At 39.2% G+C, this 19,721-nt stretch carries 18 protein-coding genes; 7 read left to right on the forward strand and 11 right to left on the reverse strand.

Going from position 1 to position 19,721, the window contains the following annotated elements; genetic code table 11:
- The first annotated feature begins 218 nt into the window (after nt 1–218).
- Entirely contained in the window at nt 219–722 is a 504-nt protein-coding gene (gene dps / locus AABS66_RS09585; RefSeq protein WP_206085362.1) for a DNA starvation/stationary phase protection protein Dps, read from the forward strand.
- A gap of 90 nt (nt 723–812) precedes the next feature.
- On the opposite strand, the gene dinG is transcribed toward dps, so the two are convergent.
- Nucleotides 813–2,930: an ATP-dependent DNA helicase DinG gene (gene dinG / locus AABS66_RS09590; RefSeq protein WP_272538816.1), complete on the reverse strand. Its 2,118-nt coding sequence runs from the start codon at nt 2,928–2,930 to the stop codon at nt 813–815.
- Nucleotides 2,931–3,170: 240 nt separating this feature from the next.
- On the opposite strand from dinG, the gene AABS66_RS09595 reads away from it, so the two are divergent.
- Together AABS66_RS09595 and sseA are read left to right on the forward strand one after the other, a co-directional pair.
- Complete coding sequence (locus AABS66_RS09595; RefSeq protein ID WP_206085360.1) at nt 3,171–3,332, forward strand: hypothetical protein; 162 nt, start codon at nt 3,171–3,173, stop codon at nt 3,330–3,332.
- Nucleotides 3,333–3,369: 37 nt separating this feature from the next.
- Entirely contained in the window at nt 3,370–4,209 is an 840-nt protein-coding gene (gene sseA / locus AABS66_RS09600; RefSeq protein WP_206085359.1) for a 3-mercaptopyruvate sulfurtransferase, read from the forward strand.
- A gap of 75 nt (nt 4,210–4,284) precedes the next feature.
- Here the strand turns inward: sseA and AABS66_RS09605 are convergent, their stop codons facing one another.
- The 10 genes from AABS66_RS09605 to rhlE form a co-directional block, all read right to left on the reverse strand.
- Nucleotides 4,285–4,533: a GlsB/YeaQ/YmgE family stress response membrane protein gene (locus AABS66_RS09605; protein ID WP_004256598.1), complete on the reverse strand. Its 249-nt coding sequence runs from the start codon at nt 4,531–4,533 to the stop codon at nt 4,285–4,287.
- 149 nt (nt 4,534–4,682) lie between these two features.
- Nucleotides 4,683–5,624: a tRNA dihydrouridine(16) synthase DusC gene (dusC, locus tag AABS66_RS09610; RefSeq protein WP_206085358.1), complete on the reverse strand. Its 942-nt coding sequence runs from the start codon at nt 5,622–5,624 to the stop codon at nt 4,683–4,685.
- A 224-nt stretch (nt 5,625–5,848) separates the two neighbouring features.
- On the reverse strand, nt 5,849–6,613 hold the full coding sequence (locus tag AABS66_RS09615; RefSeq protein ID WP_206085357.1) for an SDR family oxidoreductase: 765 nt from the start codon (nt 6,611–6,613) through the stop codon (nt 5,849–5,851).
- Between the two features lie 85 nt (nt 6,614–6,698).
- On the reverse strand, nt 6,699–7,577 hold the full coding sequence (locus AABS66_RS09620) for an ABC transporter permease (RefSeq protein ID WP_375084316.1): 879 nt from the start codon (nt 7,575–7,577) through the stop codon (nt 6,699–6,701).
- 179 nt (nt 7,578–7,756) lie between these two features.
- Nucleotides 7,757–9,271, reverse strand: a complete 1,515-nt coding sequence (locus AABS66_RS09625; protein WP_206085355.1) for a sugar ABC transporter ATP-binding protein — start codon at nt 9,269–9,271, stop codon at nt 7,757–7,759.
- A gap of 78 nt (nt 9,272–9,349) precedes the next feature.
- Entirely contained in the window at nt 9,350–10,318 is a 969-nt protein-coding gene (locus tag AABS66_RS09630) for a substrate-binding domain-containing protein (RefSeq protein WP_206085354.1), read from the reverse strand.
- Between the two features lie 94 nt (nt 10,319–10,412).
- Nucleotides 10,413–11,345, reverse strand: coding sequence for a ribokinase (locus tag AABS66_RS09635; RefSeq protein WP_206085353.1), 933 nt, complete (start codon nt 11,343–11,345; stop codon nt 10,413–10,415).
- Nucleotides 11,346–11,360: 15 nt separating this feature from the next.
- The gene (alsE, locus tag AABS66_RS09640; protein ID WP_206085352.1) at nt 11,361–12,041 is read right to left on the reverse strand and encodes a D-allulose 6-phosphate 3-epimerase; all 681 of its coding nucleotides are present in this window, start codon (nt 12,039–12,041) and stop codon (nt 11,361–11,363) included.
- A gap of 84 nt (nt 12,042–12,125) precedes the next feature.
- Entirely contained in the window at nt 12,126–12,935 is an 810-nt protein-coding gene (locus AABS66_RS09645) for a DeoR/GlpR family DNA-binding transcription regulator (protein WP_206085351.1), read from the reverse strand.
- 522 nt (nt 12,936–13,457) lie between these two features.
- Nucleotides 13,458–14,798, reverse strand: a complete 1,341-nt coding sequence (gene rhlE / locus AABS66_RS09650; RefSeq protein ID WP_206085350.1) for an ATP-dependent RNA helicase RhlE — start codon at nt 14,796–14,798, stop codon at nt 13,458–13,460.
- Nucleotides 14,799–15,085: 287 nt separating this feature from the next.
- On the opposite strand from rhlE, the gene cecR reads away from it, so the two are divergent.
- The 4 genes from cecR to AABS66_RS09670 are packed head-to-tail and all read left to right on the forward strand — an operon-like array spanning nt 15,086 to nt 19,713.
- Entirely contained in the window at nt 15,086–15,778 is a 693-nt protein-coding gene (cecR, locus tag AABS66_RS09655) for a transcriptional regulator CecR (RefSeq protein ID WP_430224866.1), read from the forward strand.
- A gap of 54 nt (nt 15,779–15,832) precedes the next feature.
- On the forward strand, nt 15,833–16,828 hold the full coding sequence (gene hlyD / locus AABS66_RS09660; protein WP_206085348.1) for a secretion protein HlyD: 996 nt from the start codon (nt 15,833–15,835) through the stop codon (nt 16,826–16,828).
- Nucleotides 16,829–16,837: 9 nt separating this feature from the next.
- Nucleotides 16,838–18,577: an ATP-binding cassette domain-containing protein gene (locus AABS66_RS09665; RefSeq protein ID WP_430224867.1), complete on the forward strand. Its 1,740-nt coding sequence runs from the start codon at nt 16,838–16,840 to the stop codon at nt 18,575–18,577.
- Nucleotides 18,574–19,713 carry an ABC transporter permease gene (locus AABS66_RS09670; protein ID WP_430224868.1) on the forward strand — a complete coding sequence of 380 codons (1,140 nt, stop codon included), beginning with the start codon at nt 18,574–18,576 and terminating at the stop codon, nt 19,711–19,713. The genes AABS66_RS09665 and AABS66_RS09670 overlap by 4 nt, the downstream gene beginning before the upstream one ends.
- Nucleotides 19,714–19,721: the final 8 nt, after the last annotated feature.

Below are 19,721 nucleotides of genomic sequence, written 5' to 3' on the forward strand. Positions count from 1 at the left end.
TAAAATTGTTTTAAATTAATATAACCTTGACCTATCGCACTTATTGCAAAAAATAATAAATCCCTAGCAGCCACAATAAAATCAAGTAGAATAAACCATATCGAATCGGCCTATTAAATTAATCGTTTATTACACTATGACAAATTAAACCGATTACTTTATATTTATTAACAGATGAGGTTATCAACCAGTTTCAATATTTAAAAAGAGGATGAACCATGAGCACAGCTAAATTATTTAAAACATCTTCAACTGAACTTTTATATACACGTAACGACTTGGAAGATAGCGTAAAATTAGAAACCATTGGCATTTTAAATGTTATGGTTGTTCACTTTACGGATCTCTCTTTAATGACAAAACAAGCTCACTGGAATATGCGTGGTCGCAATTTCATTGCTGTCCATGAAATGTTAGATGGTTTTAGAACCACTTTAGTTGAACATTTAGACGAGTTTGCAGAGCGTGCTGTCCAATTAGGAGGAGTCGCGATTGGGACAACACAAGAAGTTAACCGCTTTACTTCATTAGAAGCTTACCCAATTAATATCCACAGCGTACAAGACCATTTAAAAGCGCTCGCAGACCGTTATGCTGTTGTCGCAAATGATATTCGTAAAGCTATTGATGAAGTCGAGGATGAAGATACTGCAGATATGTTTACCGCTGCATCTCGTGATATGGATAAATTCCTTTGGTTTTTAGAAGCAAATATTGAGTAATGTCATACCATAGAGTCAATTATAATTGACCTGAAGGCCACTTAATTGTGGCCTTTTACTGTTTATAACCTAATACATATTTAATGCTTTCTACTTTTTATTTATTACCTTAGGCATTTCAGGTTGTTCTATTGGGAAAACAGGTAAAGCATTTAATAAACGTTTACCATAATTTTTTGTCAGTAAGCGTTTATCATAGATAATAATTTCACCGTAACATTCATGACTACGGATTAAACGCCCTGCTTGCTGAATTAAATTAAATGAAGCACTTGGCAAGCTTTGCACCTCAAACGGATAGCGTTTTAACGATTTTAACCAATCCCCTTCAGTCACGATAACTGGATTGGTCACAGGCGGAAATGCAATTTTATGAATATGCACCTGTGTTAAATACTCACCTTTTAAATCAAGCCCTTCTGCGAAGGACTGTAAACCAACCAACGCACTTGCTTGCCCCTTGCTAATTCTTTCACAGTGAGTTTCAACCAAACGATAACGTGGCTGATCTCCTTGAACTAACAATTGCAAGCGCAAGTCTTTTACATGTTCAAGAAACCCTTCCATTGCCCTTTGGCTACTAAATAACACCAAAACACCACGGTGCTTACCTTGGGTGAATTGCTCACGAAAAAATGCTGCCATTTCAGAAAGATGTTGCGATTCAGTGGTTATTGTGGGCTCATATTCCATTTGAGGAATAATAATTTTCCCTTGCTCAACATGATTAAAAGGCGAAGACAACGTCACAAAATGGTCATCATTTTTTTCCGATAACCCCGTTAATTCCATAAACCTTGAATAACTATTTAAGGAGCGAAGTGTTGCTGATGTAATGACAATATGAGGCACATTACGCCACAATAGATGTTGTAGTTGTTCACTCACTCGAATGCCCGCGCAATGCATAAAAATACGCGACTGATTCTTTTCATAGCGGCGACTTAACCATTTCGAAACTGGCGCGCCTGAACTTTGTTCAAGCGCGGCTAATCGCCAAAGTTTTGCCATATTCTCAAAATAGCCCATCGCTCTACTCGTTGTTAATATAGAACGGTGTAAACGTACGATGTCTTGTTTTGCAGTTTGCTCCGTCAAATCATTCAATATTGATTCCGCTAAACCTTTTAATGCATCTGTTTGTTTAAAAAGGTCTTGGCAACACTGTTGCATTGCCTCAGGCAATACACCTAGCGGGAAAAGATACTCACTTTCTTTTGAGGTTTCAGGCAATACTGCATTTGCTAATAAAGAAAAATCACGAAATGCCTCACGCAGCTTTTCAGCATGCTGTTGTAACTTGTCTGGGTTGGCCAATTTAGGGGGCTTCACTGGCCGAAACTGCGCTAAATATTGCCCCACATGACTCATAAAATTATCCACTTGCGCATTCAATTGCACTAATGTGATTTCACCTTCAACCTCTAAAGCATCACGTGCTACATCGGGTACATGGTGCCCCTCATCCAAAACTAATAGTAATTTTTTAGGATCAGGTAACACCGATTCGCTTTCCATCGCCGCCATCACTAGAGCATGATTAGCCACGACGACATCAGCATCTTCAATTTCACGCCTTGCAATAAAAAATGGGCATCGTTGATAGAACTGGCAATTACGACCTAAGCAATTCATTTTGTCCGTGCTAACTTTACGCCACAAGCTGTCTGGAAAAGCCCGTTTGTGGTGATCCCGTAAACCGTCCCATATAAAGGAATTGAAGTCATTACGTAATTGCTGACAAATTGCCCGCTCTTCGCTATTGGCTATCTCCGTTTTATCTTCCACCAGTAACATTAAATCAATTTGTTCGCCTTCTGCGGCACAAATAGCCTCTAAATTTCTCGGGCAAACATAACGTGCACGCCCAAATGCACCCGTAAATTTTAAATCTGGGATAATTTTGCTCAGTAACGGCAAATCTTTACTAAAAATTTGATCCTGCAATGCCACATTCGCTGTACTAACAACGAGCGTTTTCCCTTCTTCCCTACCCACTGCAATACCTGGAATTAAATAAGAAAGCGTTTTTCCTACCCCAGTGGGCGCTTCGATAACTAAATGACGTCCACCGTCATCCGCTAAGTTTTTAGCGACTTCCGCTATCATTTGGCGCTGCGGCGCTCGGGAAACAAACCCATCAATTTGTGATGACAACCCTTTATACCACTGGGTTATTTGCTCTTTAATTTTGTTTGATAGGGACATAAATTACGTTGATGACCAAATGTGAGATGTAAGGTAACGAAAACCACAACGGCAGGGAAACACGAAAAATAACTTTTGCCAACCGCTTCGCAAAACTACTGTATTAAAACCCATTATACATAAAAATTGGGAAGCCTTTTGCAAAACACCAACTCAGAGGCAGAAAAAATCGCTTTTAACTTGTTTGCAACACTCATCCAGTTATACTTTGGGTTCTTATTTCTACGCAGGCTATAAAAAATGAAAAAGGTTGTTATCGCACTTTGCGCATTATGCGCTTTTGGTTCCGTAGGCGGCATCGTCCTTGCAGGGATGAATATCTACACTCGCTCCACAACCCCGATAGAACAGGGGCAACCACAATCACCATCATTACTGCCTGCACCAAACCAAGTTCAATAGTATAAAGTGGTTTATCAACCCAGGACGGAGATAACTTATGTACAACGATTATTTTGTAACCCCTCAATGGCTTAATACACACCTATCTGATGGCAATATCATTGTACTTGATGCTTCATCTCCACCACCAACTGCCCCTTATGATTGCCGACAGCACTATTTAGAAGAGCATATTCCAAACGCGCAATTTTTCCACCAAGATGAAATCGCCGATAAAACTTGCGACCTACCGCATATGCTGCCAAGTTCAGAAGTCTTTAGCCAAGCAGTTGGTTCAATGGGAATTGATAATGACACTCAAGTTATTATTTATTCACAGAATAATTTATTTTCATCACCACGCGCTTGGTGGACATTTACAACAATGGGATGCAAAAACGTAAAAATCCTTGCTGGAGGAATCGAAGCTTGGAAAGCTGAAGGCTTTGCAACACAATCGGGTGAAGTGACACCCCCTACACGCAAGCAATTTAAAGCATCCCGTAAAGATACAAACGCGTTAAACCAACAGCAAGTTCTTGATGTTGTTAACGAAGGTCAAATACAAATTATTGATGCTCGAGCAGCCCCCCGCTTCTTAGCACAGGCACCAGAACCTCGCCCAGGTTTACGCATGGGGCACATTCCAGGAAGTAAAAATGTTCCATGGGACTTGTTAGTTGCGAATGGCGAGTTTAAATCCCCTGAAGACCTAAAAGCTATCTTTGCAGAGCAAGGCGTAGACATTCAAGCTCCATCAATAACTACTTGTGGCTCAGGAATGACAGCCGCTGTCGTTCTTATGGCGTTAACACTATTAGGTAACGATAATATACGTCTATATGACGGCTCATGGGCAGAATGGGGCCAAGATAATGGCTTACCAATAGAACCTTGATTTTTTAGCTTATATAATAAATAAGCCACTCATACTTAAGTGGCTTATTTAAGAAAGTTTTTTGGTCTATAAGGACTATTTTGCAAATATCCCTGCTAAAAATAGCACAACAATGGCACCAATCACCGCAACGACAAAGCTACCAAAGTTAAAACCATCAACCTTACCTTTGCCAAAAAACGTGCTGATATAACCACCAACGACTGCCCCAACAATCCCTAGCACCGTCGTCATAATGAACCCCATATGATAAGTGCCAGGCATCAACCACTTAGCTAAAACACCAGCTATCAAACCAAAAATAATCCACGCAATCACGCCCATTTAAAGCCTCCCAAGACTAGGTTTTATTTAACAGTAGCTAAAAAAGCATGCAATCATAGGTATTAGATATACCTACCATATAGTTTAAGTAAAGACCTTATAAGCGAAATTCGCAAATAAAAATAGTAACTAAACAGGATTGTTTACAATTAATGGTTAACAACTCGCATAATTACCGCTGCAATTTGTTCTGCATTTTTCAACGCCCTAACCTGTGAAAATAATTCATCGGCTTCTTGGTATTCTTTGCGTAAATAACCCAACCATTGTTTAATCCGAGCAGCATGGTAATGACCTGTATCACCTAACTTTTCGAGTTCCGTGTATTTCAGTAGTAGAGATTCAACCTGCTCCCAAGGCATCTTAATTTCATTATATTTAATGACACGGCTAAGGTTTGGGGTATTAAGTGCACCTCGGCCAATCATAACAGCATCGCAGCCTGTTACTTCAAGACAACGCTGAGCACTGTCATAATCCCAGATTTCACCATTCGCTATTACTGGAATTGATAATCGATGGCGAATTTCACCAATAGCTTGCCAGTTAATACGCTCGGCTTTATAACCATCTTCTTTTGTACGTCCATGAATCGTTAGTTCTGTTGCCCCAGCTTGTTGAACAGCATCCGCAATTTCATGAGCGAATGAAATACTATCCCAACCTAAACGCACTTTAACTGACACTGGGAGTTCTTTTGGTACAGCTTCACGCATCGCTTTTGCTGCCTGATAAATTAAATCTGGCTGCTTTAATAACGTTGCACCACCACCGTGACCATTAACTGTTTTTGAAGGACAACCACAATTTAAATCAACCCCCCATGACCCTAATTCAATGGCTCGATAAGCATTTTCAGCTAACCATTGTGGGTGCTGGCCAAGTATTTGAACGCGCACAAGGGTTCCCGATAATGTTCGACTTTGATATTTGAGTTCAGGGCATAAACGATAAAATGTTTTTGCTGGTAATAACGTATCAACAACTCGCACAAATTCACTGATGCAAAGGTCATAATCATTGACCGCAGTTAATAAAGAGCGAACAAGGGGGTCTAAAACTCCTTCCATAGGAGCTAATAAAACACGCATAAATGGCTCACAAAAACAACAAAGGTAAAAATCAATTTTTACAGGCCATATTGGCCATGGGATAGCTCAATATGTTCACATGGAAAATAAAGGCACGAATTTGAGCTGACTATAATACATTTTCTTGGCTAAATAAGTATAAAAATGAGCATGCTTTGCAATGACAAAAAAACACCTCAATAAGTATAACTTACTGAGGTGTTTTTCATTCAAAATATGAACAATTAAACGATAGTAAAACAACCATCGATTATTAAATCAGCACCAGAGGTATAACTTGCAGCGTCAGATAATAAATAAATGACAGCACCAGCAAGCTCTTCAGGTGTCCCCATTCGTTTAAATGGGATCATTTTAACCCATTCATCCTGCCAATCTTGTCTTACCGTCGCCGTCATTTCAGTTCGAATATAGCCAGGGCTAATTGAATTAACGCGAATACCAAGCTGGCTCCATTCAACTGCTAAAGATTTGGTTAAATGCACGACAGCCGCTTTTGATGCATTATAGGACGCTTGCTCTTGTGGAATATTCACGATAGTCCCAGACATCGATGCTGTGTTCACAATACTACCTGGTTTATCATTTTTAATCAGATAACGAGCAAATGCTTGAGCAACAAAGAAAACACCATTTAAATTCACATCAACAATTTTACGCCACTCGTCAGGGGCGCAATCAACTGCCGGTTTATGCAAGCAAATCCCTGCATTATTAAATAATAAATCTAAGGTACCAAAATCAATTCCAACGGACTCAATGCACGCCTTCACATTTTCAGGGTCTACCACATTGCAGCGGTAGGCTTTTGCTTTGATATGATAATTTTTTTCTAATTGCTCAGCGATATCACTGGCATCAGCAAGATCAAAAATAGCAATATCTGCACCTGCATTCGCTAAATATTGTGCAACAACTTTTCCAATACCTTGCTTACCACCAGTGACAATGGCAACTTTCCCCTTTAAAGAAAAAATATCACTACTCATAATCGCACTCTCCATAATGGATAATTATTTGCTTGTTTTTTTTACAGGAAATAAGCTCTATTTATTAGCTCACTACCTATTGTTCTTACAATTTTACTTTTGATTTAATACTTTCCAGCATCACAGCAATAATAATAATGATGCCCTTAACCACTTGTTGGTTATAACCAGAGATATTCATCAGGTTCATCAAATTAGAAATAATACTTAAAATTAAAACGCCAATAATCGTGTTAATAACAGTGCCTCGACCACCCGCTAAACTTGCACCACCCACAACTACCGCTGCAATAACATCTAATTCAAAACCAACCGCTAATACTGGAGAACCAACACCTGTCCTTGTTGTGGCTAAAATTCCTGCAATCCCACAGGCTAACCCACTTAGTGCATAAACAGCTAACTTGTAATAATTAACTCGAATACCTGCAAAGCGTGTTGCCGTTTCATTTGAACCAATTGAAACCACTAAACGACCAAATACCGTATGCTTATATAAAAATTGAGCTAGTAAAATAAAGATACCAAATACGTAAACAGGTAAAGGAATCCCAAATAAATAACCAGTACCAAATTCGATTAATGCAGGGTCATCAATAAATACAGGCTGTCCTTTTGATATTATCAACCCTAAGCCCCGAGCAATTGTCATCATTGCTAATGTGGCAATAAATGGTGCGATATTAAACCAGGTCACTAAAATACCTGCAAAAGCACCAATAATGGTTGCCATAATAATACCAACGGCTAATGCGGGCCATAGACCAATATCAGGGATCATTAATGCAACAACCACAGAAACTAAGGCCATAATTGCACCAACGGATAGATCTATTCCCCCTGTTAAAATAACAAATAGCATACCTAGTGTAGCTAGCCCGAGAGGAACGCTTTGCCTTAATACGTTAGTAATATTATCGGCACTATAAAACCGATCTGATAAAAAACCCGCAACAACAAGCATGATAATAAAAACAAGTAGTGTTGAATTCTCGCCGATCAACTTTGCTATTTTTCTTAATAAAGATGGTTGATTGTTCGATTTATTTTCCACACTCAAATTTGAGTTTTCTAGTGTTTCCATGGTGTATCCTTTTTATTTTTATCTGTAACTTAGATTACAGCGCTACATTTAAAAATGAGTTAATTTGCCATTGCAGCTGTTTTTTCATGTTTGACAATAGCGTGACGCATGATATTTTCTTCTGATAGTTCATTTTCTTGTAACTCAGCGGTAATTCGCCCTTCACTCATAACGTAAACACGATGAGAAAGCGAAATGACTTCAATCATTTCCGATGAAATAACAATTACTGAAAAATCTTTTTGCGCTAATTCATTAATTAAGTGATAAATTTCAACTTTAGCGCCAACATCAACACCTCGAGTGGGTTCATCTAAGATTAATACATCACAGTTTGTATTTAGCCATTTGGCAATAACGACTTTTTGTTGGTTCCCACCACTTAAACTCGAAATTGGGTCATCCATATTGTTAAATTTAATTTTTAACTTATCTTTAAAGATGCTCGCTAATGCCCGTTCTTTACTAACCCGAATAACACCTTTTAATTGGCAAATAGAGCGTAACTTTGTCAAACTAATGTTTTCACGAATAGGTCTAGATAAAATTGCGCCTTGAATTTTTCTATCTTCTGGAACTAATCCAATACCTTTGCTCATTGCATCACTTGGGTGGTGAATAATAATTTCTTTATTATCTTTAATAATTCTACCCGACATTATTTTATCGATGCCAAATAAGCATCTTGCAATTTCCGTGCGTCCTGAACCGACGAGCCCAGCTAGGCCTACAATTTCACCTTTTTTAACATAAAGATTAATATTATTAAGTAAGCTTTTAGTGGATAAATTTTCAACCTGCAAAGCAATCTCATTACTTGGCGTATTTTTAACTGGGTATAGATTTTCAAAACTTCGCCCCACCATACCTGTAATAATATCGTCCTCTGTACACGTTTTAGGATCCAGTTCTTTCGTCGTTTCCCCATCTTTAATAACCGTAATTGCATCCCCAATTCTAAATATTTCTTCTAACCGATGGGAAATATATAAAATAGTGACACCTTGTGCCTTTAAAAATTTCAATTGGCTAAATAAAATATTAATTTCACGCTCAGATAATACAGCTGAAGGCTCATCTAAGATTAAAATATTAACATCTCGAGCCAATGACTTCGCTATTTCAACCATTTGTTGATATGCAACACTCAGTGTTTTAGCCTTAACGGTGGGATCAATATCAAAACCTAAATTTTTTAAAACATGACTAGCACGTTTATTTAATAATTTTCGGTTTATAGTCGCTTTCCCAAAACCAAGATCCCCCAGAAAAATATTTTCGGCGACAGTTAGCTCAGGTGAAATAGCAAGTTCTTGGTAAATAATACCAATTTTATGTTGTCTGCTTTGCTTTGGTGTCGTGAAGTTCACTTCTTCACCATTAATAAAAACTTGCCCACTATCTTTTGTATATATGCCAGATAGAATTTTCATTAATGTTGATTTTCCGGCTCCATTCTCACCTACAATTGCATGTATATCACCCCGCTTAACTTTAAGGTTAATATCTTTTAAGGCATGAACCCCACCAAAACTTTTTTTCACACCCTTTGTCACAATTGCATATTCTTCCATCATAAATACCTTTTGCTTTATTAACTATGATAGATTTTTAGAGGTGCGGTATTCTATTACCGCACCTCACGCACTTAATTAATACAGTGCTTTTTCATCATAATATTTCTTAACATTATCTTTATTAATGACAACTGGCGTGATGTAAGAATAATCAGGGAATTCTGTTTGGCCTGCTTTATGCTTAGCAATAACATCGATAACAGCAGATGTTAGTGTATCTGGGTTATTTGAAGATGTTGCTTGCAATTCACCACGTGAAATCGCTTCAAGTGCTTTTTTATATCCATCATTCGAGAAAATTTTCACGTTATCTAATTTGTTTGCGGCTTTCAAAGATAAAACTGCACCTAAGACCATTTCATCAGATTCGGTATAAACGCAGTTAATTTTATCTCCCTGTGCAACGAGCAAATCTTCCATCGCTTTAAGACCACCTTGCTGGTCCCAATTTCCCCAACCTTGGCTTAACACCGTTAGATTTGTTTGGTTATATTTTCTAAGTTGCGCTTCCATCACACCACGAACAAAGTTTGCTCGACGAGCTTCACCGACTAAATTACCTTGATTCCCACTGATAAAGACACAGTTCATTGGATTTTTACCAAATAAATCAACTGCATACTCTCCCATTAAGACATTGTTTTTTCCGTTATCAGCCTGAACACGTGTTATGACAGGAGCACTTAGTGGAATATCACTGTCTAAAATAATGGTTGGAATACCTTTATTTTTTGCCATATTCGTAATGCGAATACCTGCTTCTGGATCTTGTGGATTTAAAACTAAATAATTAATTCCTTGAGATAACATATCCTCTACATCTGAGATTTGCTTATTTAAATCCCCGCGTGCATCTGTCGTGATTATTTCATAACCTTTTTCTTTAGCATGCTTTTGCATGTATTGATCAAGCCCATTAAAAAATGCGCCATTTAATGTTCTATTCGCAAAACCAATTTTTATTTTATCTTCAGCATTAGCTAAACCTGTTGAAAATGCAGAGACAACAATAGTACAAAGCAATAATTTATTAATAGCTTTCATTATATTTACCTTATATGTAGGGATGGTGCTTTCTATTATTTTGATAACTATGTAACTAAATTTTCCTAATGCCTTTATTATTAAATTTAATTGATTAAATAGACTGAGCGAGTAACCTTTCTTCTACTTCAGATAAATCAGGTAACGTGCCAGCACCTAGCTTTTCAACACTCACAGCCGCATAGGCAGATGCAAAACGGGTCGCAAAACGGATTGAATCTCCCATTGCTAATCTCGCCGCTAACGCACCATTAAATGCATCTCCAGCACCAGTCGTATCAATAGGTTGTGAAGGGAAACACGGAATAATCATTTTCCCTTCATCATCAGATAACAATGCGCCAAGCGAACCCATTGTGATAATGACGTTTTTACATCCTTTAGCGTGGATTAAGTCAGCAGCTTGGCTCGCACTTTCATAGTCTTCCACTTTGCACCCTGTAATTAGCCATGCCTCTGTTGAATTAGGTGTAATTAAATCAACCTGTTGTAACATCTCACTCGTCACTGGCTGCCAAGGCGCTGGGTTTAAAATGACAAAAGCATTATTCGCCTTGCCAATAGCAATCACGCGCTCAATAGCTTGTAAATTATTTTCTAATTGCACTAATACAACATCAGCACAAGAAATTGTTGGCTCACATTGTGTGATTTCATCGTCTGTCACTGTCATATTTGCGCCGGGGTCAACGGCTATCATATTTTCAGCATCACCATCACGTTCAGCGACATAAACGAGTGAATTTCCAGTTGAAATTTCATTCGTTACCAATAAGGTAACGGCATTAAAACCAACTGACTTTAGATGCCTACGTGCATATTGCCCAAAAGCGTCCTCACCTATTTTTCCGATATAATGGACATTTGCACCTGATTTTAAAGCCGCCGTTGCTTGGTTTGCTCCTTTTCCTCCTGCACTTGTCATACTGCTGTTTGCGACAAGTGATTCACCTGGAAATGGGAAACGAGATACTCTGGCAACCATATCAAAGTTAAACGAGCCAAATACACATACTTTTCCTGCCATAATTAATCCTTAAAACTAAGCATAATTCAGTGAGGTGAGAATATCTTCTTGCATCGTTTGCCACGTTTCAGATAGCGGAATACCTTTTTTAAATAACCCACTACTTCCCATAATTAAAACCTGCCCACCTGCTTTTAATAAGGCTTTATACGTATTTTTATTACAAGAACCATCAACCTCAATTAAGAATGAATAATTCCCTTCTGCTTTTTTCTGATTCAAAGCATAGATTTTTTCTACCATTTCGGGAATAAACGCTTGCCCTGCATAACCTGGATCAACCGTCATCACAGTTACTTTATCAATTAAATGAATATAAGGATTTAATACCTCAATACTTGTCGCAGGATTTAAAACAATCCCAACTTTTTTGCCCTTATTACGAATATGACTAATCACTCTAAATGCATATGAACTTATAATTTCCGCATGCAAAGAAATACTGTCAGTTCCAACAGAAATTAAATCATCAATAAAATCCATTGGGTGTTCTACCATGAGGTGAACATCAATGGGTAGCTGTGTATAAGGTTTGATTTGTCGAATAAAATCAACTGACAATGCCAAGTTCTTGACATAATGCCCATCCATTATATCCACATGCAGCATATCCGCATTATCATTTAAAAATGATAATTGCTCAGATACTTTCATCATATCGATACACATTAAAGACGGTGAAATTAAGTATTTCATCTTTTCATCCTAATAAATATTTTATTTAATACAATGCTGCCTCTGACATATATAAATTCAGAGTTTTATTATTTAATTATAAGTTTAATTAATCGTAATAACTTTAACGTTATGCCACGTCATTTCTTTTTGGAATAATGGGTCATCAAATTTTTCAGTAATTAATAGATCAATATCACCAAATCCACAAACTCGAGCTGTTCCTATCTTTCCAAACTTACTTTGGTCAACTAATAAAATAATTCGACGCGATATTAAAAACATTTGCCTAAGGAGTGCTGCATGAGCTTCACTATCCGCATAAATGCCTCTGTCTCTATCAATTCCTTGACAGGAAAAAAATAGTGTATCGACATTCTGTTCATTAATTTGTTTGATTGTCGTTTCACCAAAAAAAGCTTCTTCTGCAACAGAAAATTCCCCACCTAACCCGACGACACGCGTCGATGTCCGCGGCATCAGCGTTTGAATAATCGCAACAGAAGGCGTTACAACTGTTAATTCAAACTCAGGAAGTTGCCTAGCTAAGAACCAACTGCTGCTGCTACCATCTAATAAAATAATTTGCTGTGGTTGAATAAAATCCAACGCAACTTTCGCCATGCGTGTTTTATTTTCTATATTTAACGCCGTTCGAACTCGAAATGCGCCTTGTTTTACTGAAGGTGGCATTTCTTGAGGTGCATAATAGGGTATCAACGACGTTTTTAGCTTATTTGATAACAACGCCCCACCATGGCTTCGATTCACCATTCCTTGATGTTCAAGGTCTGTTAAATCTCGCCGCACCGTCTCCCGAGATACCTGTAGACGCTCGGCCAAATCATTAACACGCATTGCACCATGTTCTTGAATGAGGGCAACAATAGCATTATGTCTTTCGAGTTGTAGCATATTTGTCCCCTTTCAATATGGTGATGAGTATAGCCGTATCAATTCATGATTACTGAGCCGTTTTTCTCATAACGTTAGGATCAGGGGAAAAAGCCATTTTCTGTGATTTTTCTCTCAGAAAACACAAATTCCCCCTAACTTAGCGATGCTGTATCGCTTAATAGTTTGCATATCGGTCAAATACGGGCAAATACAAAGAAAAATACAAAAGCCCGTATTTACCCGCATAAACCCGTTTATGCCCGTTTTGATAATTCACTGATGAAATTAATTTGTTTTATTAAAATTTGAAAGGGATTTTGTGAAAATATTGTTATCTTATGCTGTACATCTCAATTTGATGATCACTGAGATAGTATCGTGCTGAAATTAATATTAAGCTGGGAAGATTGGCATCAATCAAATGATTGGTTTAAACAATAAAATAAAAGGTGAATTTTAAGGGAATAAAGCCAAGCCTTACTCCCTTAAAATTTAGTGCACTCATTATGTTACTAATAGCCACATCATTTTTTGATGTAACTAGCTATCCTTACGCCCTTGACTCACTTTTTTCTGGGCACTTTTCCACGGTGATGTAGATGCTGAACCTCTGTTACCACCGGCTTTCGCAGCTGGTGAATGACTACGACGTGGAGACTTAGTATTGTTGCCATGGTTTCTATCACCAGAGCGGCGTTCATTGCGCTGTGGTGTTTTTTGAATCGGCTCTGCTTTAATAGATGGATCGGGTTCATAACCGTCAATCGCCATCAATGGGATCGATTTTTTCAGCAGTTTTTCAATATCTTTAAGCAGTTTAGCCTCATCAATACACACTAATGATACCGCCATACCAGTTGCATCTGCGCGGCCAGTACGGCCGATACGGTGCACATAGTCTTCGGCAACATTTGGTAATTCAAAGTTCACCACATAAGGCAGCTGCTCAATATCGAGGCCGCGAGCAGCAATATCAGTTGCCACTAAAACACGGATATCCCCTGATTTAAAGTCCGCTAAAGCGCGTGTTCGTGCACCTTGGCTCTTATTACCATGGATAGCCGCCGCTTTAATACCATCTTTATTCAAATGTTCAGCTAAACGGTTTGCTCCGTGTTTTGTTCTTGTAAAAACAAGAACTTGCTGCCAGTCATCACGACCAATCATAAATGACAGTAACTCAGCTTTACGCTTTTTATCCACTAAATGAACGTATTGCGTTATTTGCTCAGATGCTGAATTTCGAGGGGCAACTTCAATAGTTACGGGATTATTCAGTAACTTGTTTGCTAGCTGTTTAATGTCATCCGAAAAGGTTGCTGAAAACAATAAATTTTGGCGTTTTTTCGGTAATTTATTGATAACACGGCGAATATCGTGAATAAAGCCCATATCCAACATGCGGTCAGCTTCATCCAATACAAACATTTCGACCTGAGAAAGATCAACCGCATTTTGGTGCTCTAAATCCAATAAACGGCCTGGCGTAGCAATTAAAATATCTACCCCACCACGCAATTTCATCATCTGCGGATTGATACTCACACCACCAAAAACAACAAATGAACGAATACGCAAGTGACGGCTATATTCTTTTACATTTTCAGCAACTTGAGCCGCAAGCTCCCTCGTTGGCGTCAAAATGAGTGCACGGATTGGTCGACGATTATTACCGCGAGGGTTAGAAACCAGCTTTTGTAAAATAGGCAGTGTAAAGCCTGCTGTTTTACCTGTTCCAGTTTGTGCACTCGCAAGAAGGTCGTTTCCTGCAAGCACTGCGGGGATAGCTTGTTGTTGAATAGGCGTTGGACTTTCATAGCCTAACTCATTAATGGCAAGCAAAATTTCCTCGTTTAACGCGAGGTCTGAAAAAGTTGTCAAATTAAATTACTCCGAGCTTCACCGCTTCAAATTGATTGTGGCAGTTCTGGGGGAAGTGAGTCAGAAGAAAAAAGCGCAAACTGCCGTGCGACATTGCAAAATTCTAACATTATTTGATGGTGATAAATATATTAATTTAGTTTGGGTAATAAATTAATATAAAATTCCCTCTATATAGTATATATACTTATACAACACTATGAGTTGTCGTTTATGACCCCTTTTAAACATAAAGAGCCACTTAGAGCTTATAAAGTATGATTTAATTCTGATTTAAAGGAATATTTATGAATATAAATTCGTCACCAACCTTGCGGGGAGAAAACGCAAAGTTACAACTACTACTTACAGCTGCGGATGTTTATGGAGAACAAGGGCTTGATGGGGCAACCACCCGCAAGATTGCGCAAGCATCAGGGCAAAATATCGCCGCAATTTCCTACTATTTTGGCTCTAAAGAAGGGCTTTATTTAGCTGTCGCGAAGATGATTGCAAAAAATATTAAAGACAGTTTCCATGATGTATTTCTTGCCATTGATCGCTTTTTAAATCAATCCGCTAATGAAAAAACGCCCCAAGAAGCACTCGATTTGTTACAAAAAACAGTGGTAACGTATAATTACTTTCAGCTTGAAAAGAAAAACTTAAGTTTTTCTCGTATTTTAGCGCGAGAACAACTTAACCCCACCGAAGCTTATACCATTATTCATGAGCAAGCTTTAGGCCCTATCCATTCTCGTTTAAACCGCTTAATTGCTGTTTATATCGGGGCTGACCCCAATCACCTCACAACACTTATTCATACCCACGCCATTTTAGGTGAAACGTTGTCATTTCGTATCGCTCGTGAAACCTTATTACGCCAAACGGGGTGGAAACATATCAATGAAAATGAATTTAAAATTATTAATCAAGTTCTTATTGAACACACAAATATATTATTAGCGGGATTACGTCATCGCAAACAAATTGAAAAGTGATATGATTAATTGATTAAAGTGGAATCATTTCTTGTCGATTAACTAGGGTGAACGATGAACAATAAAAGCCGTTCTATTTTTGTTTTTATTATTGTTATATTAATCGGTGCTGCAGTTTCTGGTTATTATTACTATCAATCTCAACAAGATAAAACATTAACGTTATATGGCAATGTTGATGTACGAACGGTTAACTTAAGTTTCAGAGTACCTGGCAAGCTCGTGTCCTTAACTGTTGATGAGGGCGCGCGCATTGCGATCGGTGATAAACTTGGTCAATTAGATGATGCGCCTTACATTAATGCTTTAAATAAAGCTAAAGGTGTGCGAGAAAGCGCCAAAGCCCAATTAATGCTAAAAGAAAGTGGCTACCGCACCCAAGAAATTGCCCAAGTTGAAGCTGAAGTTGCTCAACGGCAAGCGGCTTGGCAATATGCAGATAACTTTTATAAACGCCAACAAGGCCTAGCAGCTTCTCGTGTCATTTCTGCCAATGATCTCGATAATGCAAAAAATAACCGCAATCAAGCTTTTGCAGCTCTTCAAGCCGCCCAAGACAAATTGAATCAATACCAAAGTGGCTTCCGCCAAGAAGAAATTGCGGCGGCTAGAGGGGAATGGTTACAAGCAGAAGCTGCTGTTGCTCAGGCTGAGCTAGATTTACAAGACACCGTGCTAATTGCCCCATCCAATGGCACTATTTTAACCCGCGCCATTGAACCAGGCACTAATGTTGGTGCAGGAAACAGTATTTTTAGTGTTACCCTCACTCACCCAGTTTGGGTACGCGCTTATATCAGTGAACCACACCTTGGCAACGCTGTTCCTGGATCGCAAGTTACCCTCTATACAGATAGCCGCCCTAATCAACCATACCATGGCACAATTGGCTTTGTTTCTCCAACGGCTGAATTTACGCCTAAAAGTGTACAAACACCTGATTTAAGAACCGATTTGGTTTATCGTTTACGTATTATTGTTGATGATGCAGATGATGCTTTACGCCAAGGCATGCCTGTCACCATTTACTTTGCAAATAACAAGAAGTAAAAAATAGTCATGAGTGATGATTACAGCATCAGTCTTAAAGGCGTCGAAAAAAGCTTTAACGGCTTAGATTCTCCTGCAGTTGAAAGTCTCACAATGGATATCAACGGTGGGTCTGTCACAGGGTTAGTTGGTCCTGATGGCGCAGGAAAAACGACATTAATGCGTATGCTCGCAGGGCTACTCAAACCTGATGCTGGGCATATTCGTGTGATGGGGTTAGACCCTATTCAAGACAGTATTGCAGTGCGTGCAAACCTCGGCTATATGCCTCAAAAGTTTGGTTTGTATGAGGATTTAACGGTTCAAGAGAATTTGGACTTATACGCAGATTTGCGCAGTGTTATTGGCGAAGAGCGCGAAAAAACCTATCAACAGTTGCTGTCATTCACTAACCTTGCTCCTTTTACGCAACGCCTTGCAGGCAAACTTTCAGGTGGAATGAAACAAAAGCTAGGTTTAGCCTGTACACTGCTTGGTAAGCCCAAAGTGTTATTATTGGATGAGCCAGGCGTTGGCGTTGACCCTATTGCAAGGCGTGAACTTTGGCAGATGGTTCACACCCTTGCCGATGATGGAATGTTAATATTATGGAGCACTTCATATCTTGATGAAGCCCAACAATGTAAAGAGGTACTGCTTCTTAATAAAGGGCAATTACTCTATTCTGGCAAACCTGAGTTATTAACACAAAAAATGGCGGGGCGCTCCTATTTACTTGAGGTTCCAGCTGCACAAAAGCGCACTGTATTACAAAATGCATTAGTGCTTCCTGAAACGACAGATGGCGTTATCCAAGGCCGCTATGTTCGCTTGATTCTAAAGCCTGGCGCATCTCAAGAAAGTCTGTTAAGTGCGCTCAATATGCAAGAAAACAAGCTAATTACCGCACAACCTCGATTTGAAGATGCGTTCATTGACCTTCTTGGCGGCGGCCCTTCTCACCGTTCAGAGTTAGCCGCCATTGTGCCACAAATTCCACCAAACCCTCAGGAAACGGTGATTGAAGCGCGTAATCTCACCAAAAAATTTGGGGATTTTGCAGCGACAGATCTCGTCAATTTTCAAGTCAAACGCGGTGAAATTTTTGGGCTGTTAGGCCCCAATGGCGCAGGAAAATCGACAACCTTTAAAATGATGTGCGCCCTGATGAAGCCCACTGAGGGACATGCTTTAGTGCTGGGTATGGATTTAAAAACTAGCTCAAATAAAGCCAGGCAGCACCTTGGTTATATGGCACAGAAATTTTCCCTCTATGGGAATCTAAAAGTGGGGCAAAACCTAAAGTTTTTTTCGGGAGTTTATGGATTACATCATAAAAAACAGTCGGCTAAGATCCAAGAAATGGTGGATGCCTTTAGCTTCAAGCCAATTATCAATCAAATTACAGACTCCCTTCCTTTGGGTTATAAACAGCGCCTTGCCCTTGCCTGCTCACTCATGCATGAGCCCGATATTTTATTTTTGGATGAACCCACTTCAGGCGTCGACCCATTAACTCGTCGTGAATTTTGGCTACATATCAATGGGATGGTGGATAAAGGCGTGACCGTGATGGTCACCACACATTTTATGGATGAAGCAGAATATTGCGACCGAATAGGGCTTGTTTACCATGGTAAAATTATCGCAGCTGGCACACCTGACGAGCTAAAACAACAAGTTGCTACTCGTGATAACCCAGACCCCTCCATGGAAGATGCATTTATCGAACTTATAATGAATTACGACAAACAACAGGAGGCTAAATGAATCATGCCGCCTCTTCTTTTTCATGGCGTCGGCTAAAAGCCTTGTGCTGGAAAGAAACCAAGCAAATAGTACGCGACCCCAGTAGTGCTCTAATTGCAGTACTTATCCCATTGATGCTGCTATTTATTTTTGGTTACGGCATTAACTTAGACTCAAGTAAATTGCGTCTTGGCATTTTAATGGAGCAACAAAGCCAGCCTGCACGAGAGCTCGTTGATACCTTTACGGGCTCTCCTTTTGTTGACGCCACTATCAGTGATAACCGAAAAGCGTTAATCGACAAAATGCAAGCAGGTGAAATTCGTGGAATTATCGTGATCTCAGTGAATTTTTCAGCACAATTGCTGCAACCTGAAGGACATGCAGCGATACAAATTATTACCGATGGGAGCGAACCAAACACCGCAAACTTTGTTCAAGCCTACACCAAAGGTGTCTGGCAAATATGGCAGCAGCAACAAAGTGAAAACCGGGCAAACACAGTTTCGCCATTAATCGAGCTCAATATGCGTTACTGGTTTAATGAGGCAGCAATAAGCCAACATTTTATTATTCCAGGAGCAATTAGCATTATTATCACTGTGGTTGGCGCAATTTTAACATCACTGGTTATTGCCAGGGAGTGGGAACGCGGCACAATGGAAGCCTTACTTTCAACCCAAATCACTCGCACTGAATTATTACTCTCAAAATTATTACCTTACCAAGTTCTTGGCTCTTTTGTAATGGTACTTTGCATGCTCGTTACAACCTTTGTTCTGGGCGTACCATACCGCGGGTCATTATTGGTGCTGTTTGTTATCACGAGCCTATATCTTGCTACGGCCCTTGGCATGGGGCTATTAATATCCACCATTACCCGCAACCAATTTAATGCAGCAATGGTAGCATTAAATGCCGCATTTTTACCTGCAATTATGCTGTCTGGATTTATTTTTGAGATTGATAGCATGCCAGCCATCATTCAGTGGGTAACTTATTTTATCCCCGCACGTTACTTTGTCAGCAGCTTGCAAACGTTGTTCCTTACAGGGGATATTTACTGGGTGTTACTGACCGATTTCTTATTATTGGTTGCATCAGCAATCTTATTTATTGGCCTAACGGCGCTGAAAACTCGCCGTCGACTGGATTGAGGTGCACT

This window comes from Providencia sp. SP181 (assembly GCF_050446505.1).
GTDB classification, from domain to species: domain Bacteria; phylum Pseudomonadota; class Gammaproteobacteria; order Enterobacterales; family Enterobacteriaceae; genus Providencia; species Providencia vermicola.

Bases quoted from the DNA above. Each gene is read 5' to 3' on its own strand.
- AABS66_RS09645 (WP_206085351.1), bottom strand. From the start codon at position 12,935: ATGCTACAACTCGAAAGACATAATGCTATTGTTGCCCTCATTCAAGAA.
- AABS66_RS09625 (WP_206085355.1), bottom strand. From the start codon at position 9,271: ATGGAAGAATATGCAATTGTGACAAAGGGTGTGAAAAAAAGTTTTGGT.
- AABS66_RS09635 (WP_206085353.1), bottom strand. From the start codon at position 11,345: ATGGCAGGAAAAGTATGTGTATTTGGCTCGTTTAACTTTGATATGGTT.
- dusC (WP_206085358.1), bottom strand. From the start codon at position 5,624: ATGCGTGTTTTATTAGCTCCTATGGAAGGAGTTTTAGACCCCCTTGTT.
- AABS66_RS09670 (WP_430224868.1), top strand. From the start codon at position 18,574: ATGAATCATGCCGCCTCTTCTTTTTCATGGCGTCGGCTAAAAGCCTTG.
- AABS66_RS09595 (WP_206085360.1), top strand. From the start codon at position 3,171: ATGAAAAAGGTTGTTATCGCACTTTGCGCATTATGCGCTTTTGGTTCC.
- dinG (WP_272538816.1), bottom strand. From the start codon at position 2,930: ATGTCCCTATCAAACAAAATTAAAGAGCAAATAACCCAGTGGTATAAA.
- cecR (WP_430224866.1), top strand. From the start codon at position 15,086: ATGAATATAAATTCGTCACCAACCTTGCGGGGAGAAAACGCAAAGTTA.
- AABS66_RS09630 (WP_206085354.1), bottom strand. From the start codon at position 10,318: ATGAAAGCTATTAATAAATTATTGCTTTGTACTATTGTTGTCTCTGCA.
- alsE (WP_206085352.1), bottom strand. From the start codon at position 12,041: ATGAAATACTTAATTTCACCGTCTTTAATGTGTATCGATATGATGAAA.
- dps (WP_206085362.1), top strand. From the start codon at position 219: ATGAGCACAGCTAAATTATTTAAAACATCTTCAACTGAACTTTTATAT.
- sseA (WP_206085359.1), top strand. From the start codon at position 3,370: ATGTACAACGATTATTTTGTAACCCCTCAATGGCTTAATACACACCTA.
- AABS66_RS09665 (WP_430224867.1), top strand. From the start codon at position 16,838: ATGAGTGATGATTACAGCATCAGTCTTAAAGGCGTCGAAAAAAGCTTT.
- hlyD (WP_206085348.1), top strand. From the start codon at position 15,833: ATGAACAATAAAAGCCGTTCTATTTTTGTTTTTATTATTGTTATATTA.
- AABS66_RS09605 (WP_004256598.1), bottom strand. From the start codon at position 4,533: ATGGGCGTGATTGCGTGGATTATTTTTGGTTTGATAGCTGGTGTTTTA.
- AABS66_RS09615 (WP_206085357.1), bottom strand. From the start codon at position 6,613: ATGAGTAGTGATATTTTTTCTTTAAAGGGGAAAGTTGCCATTGTCACT.
- AABS66_RS09620 (WP_375084316.1), bottom strand. From the start codon at position 7,577: ATGCTTGTTGTTGCGGGTTTTTTATCAGATCGGTTTTATAGTGCCGAT.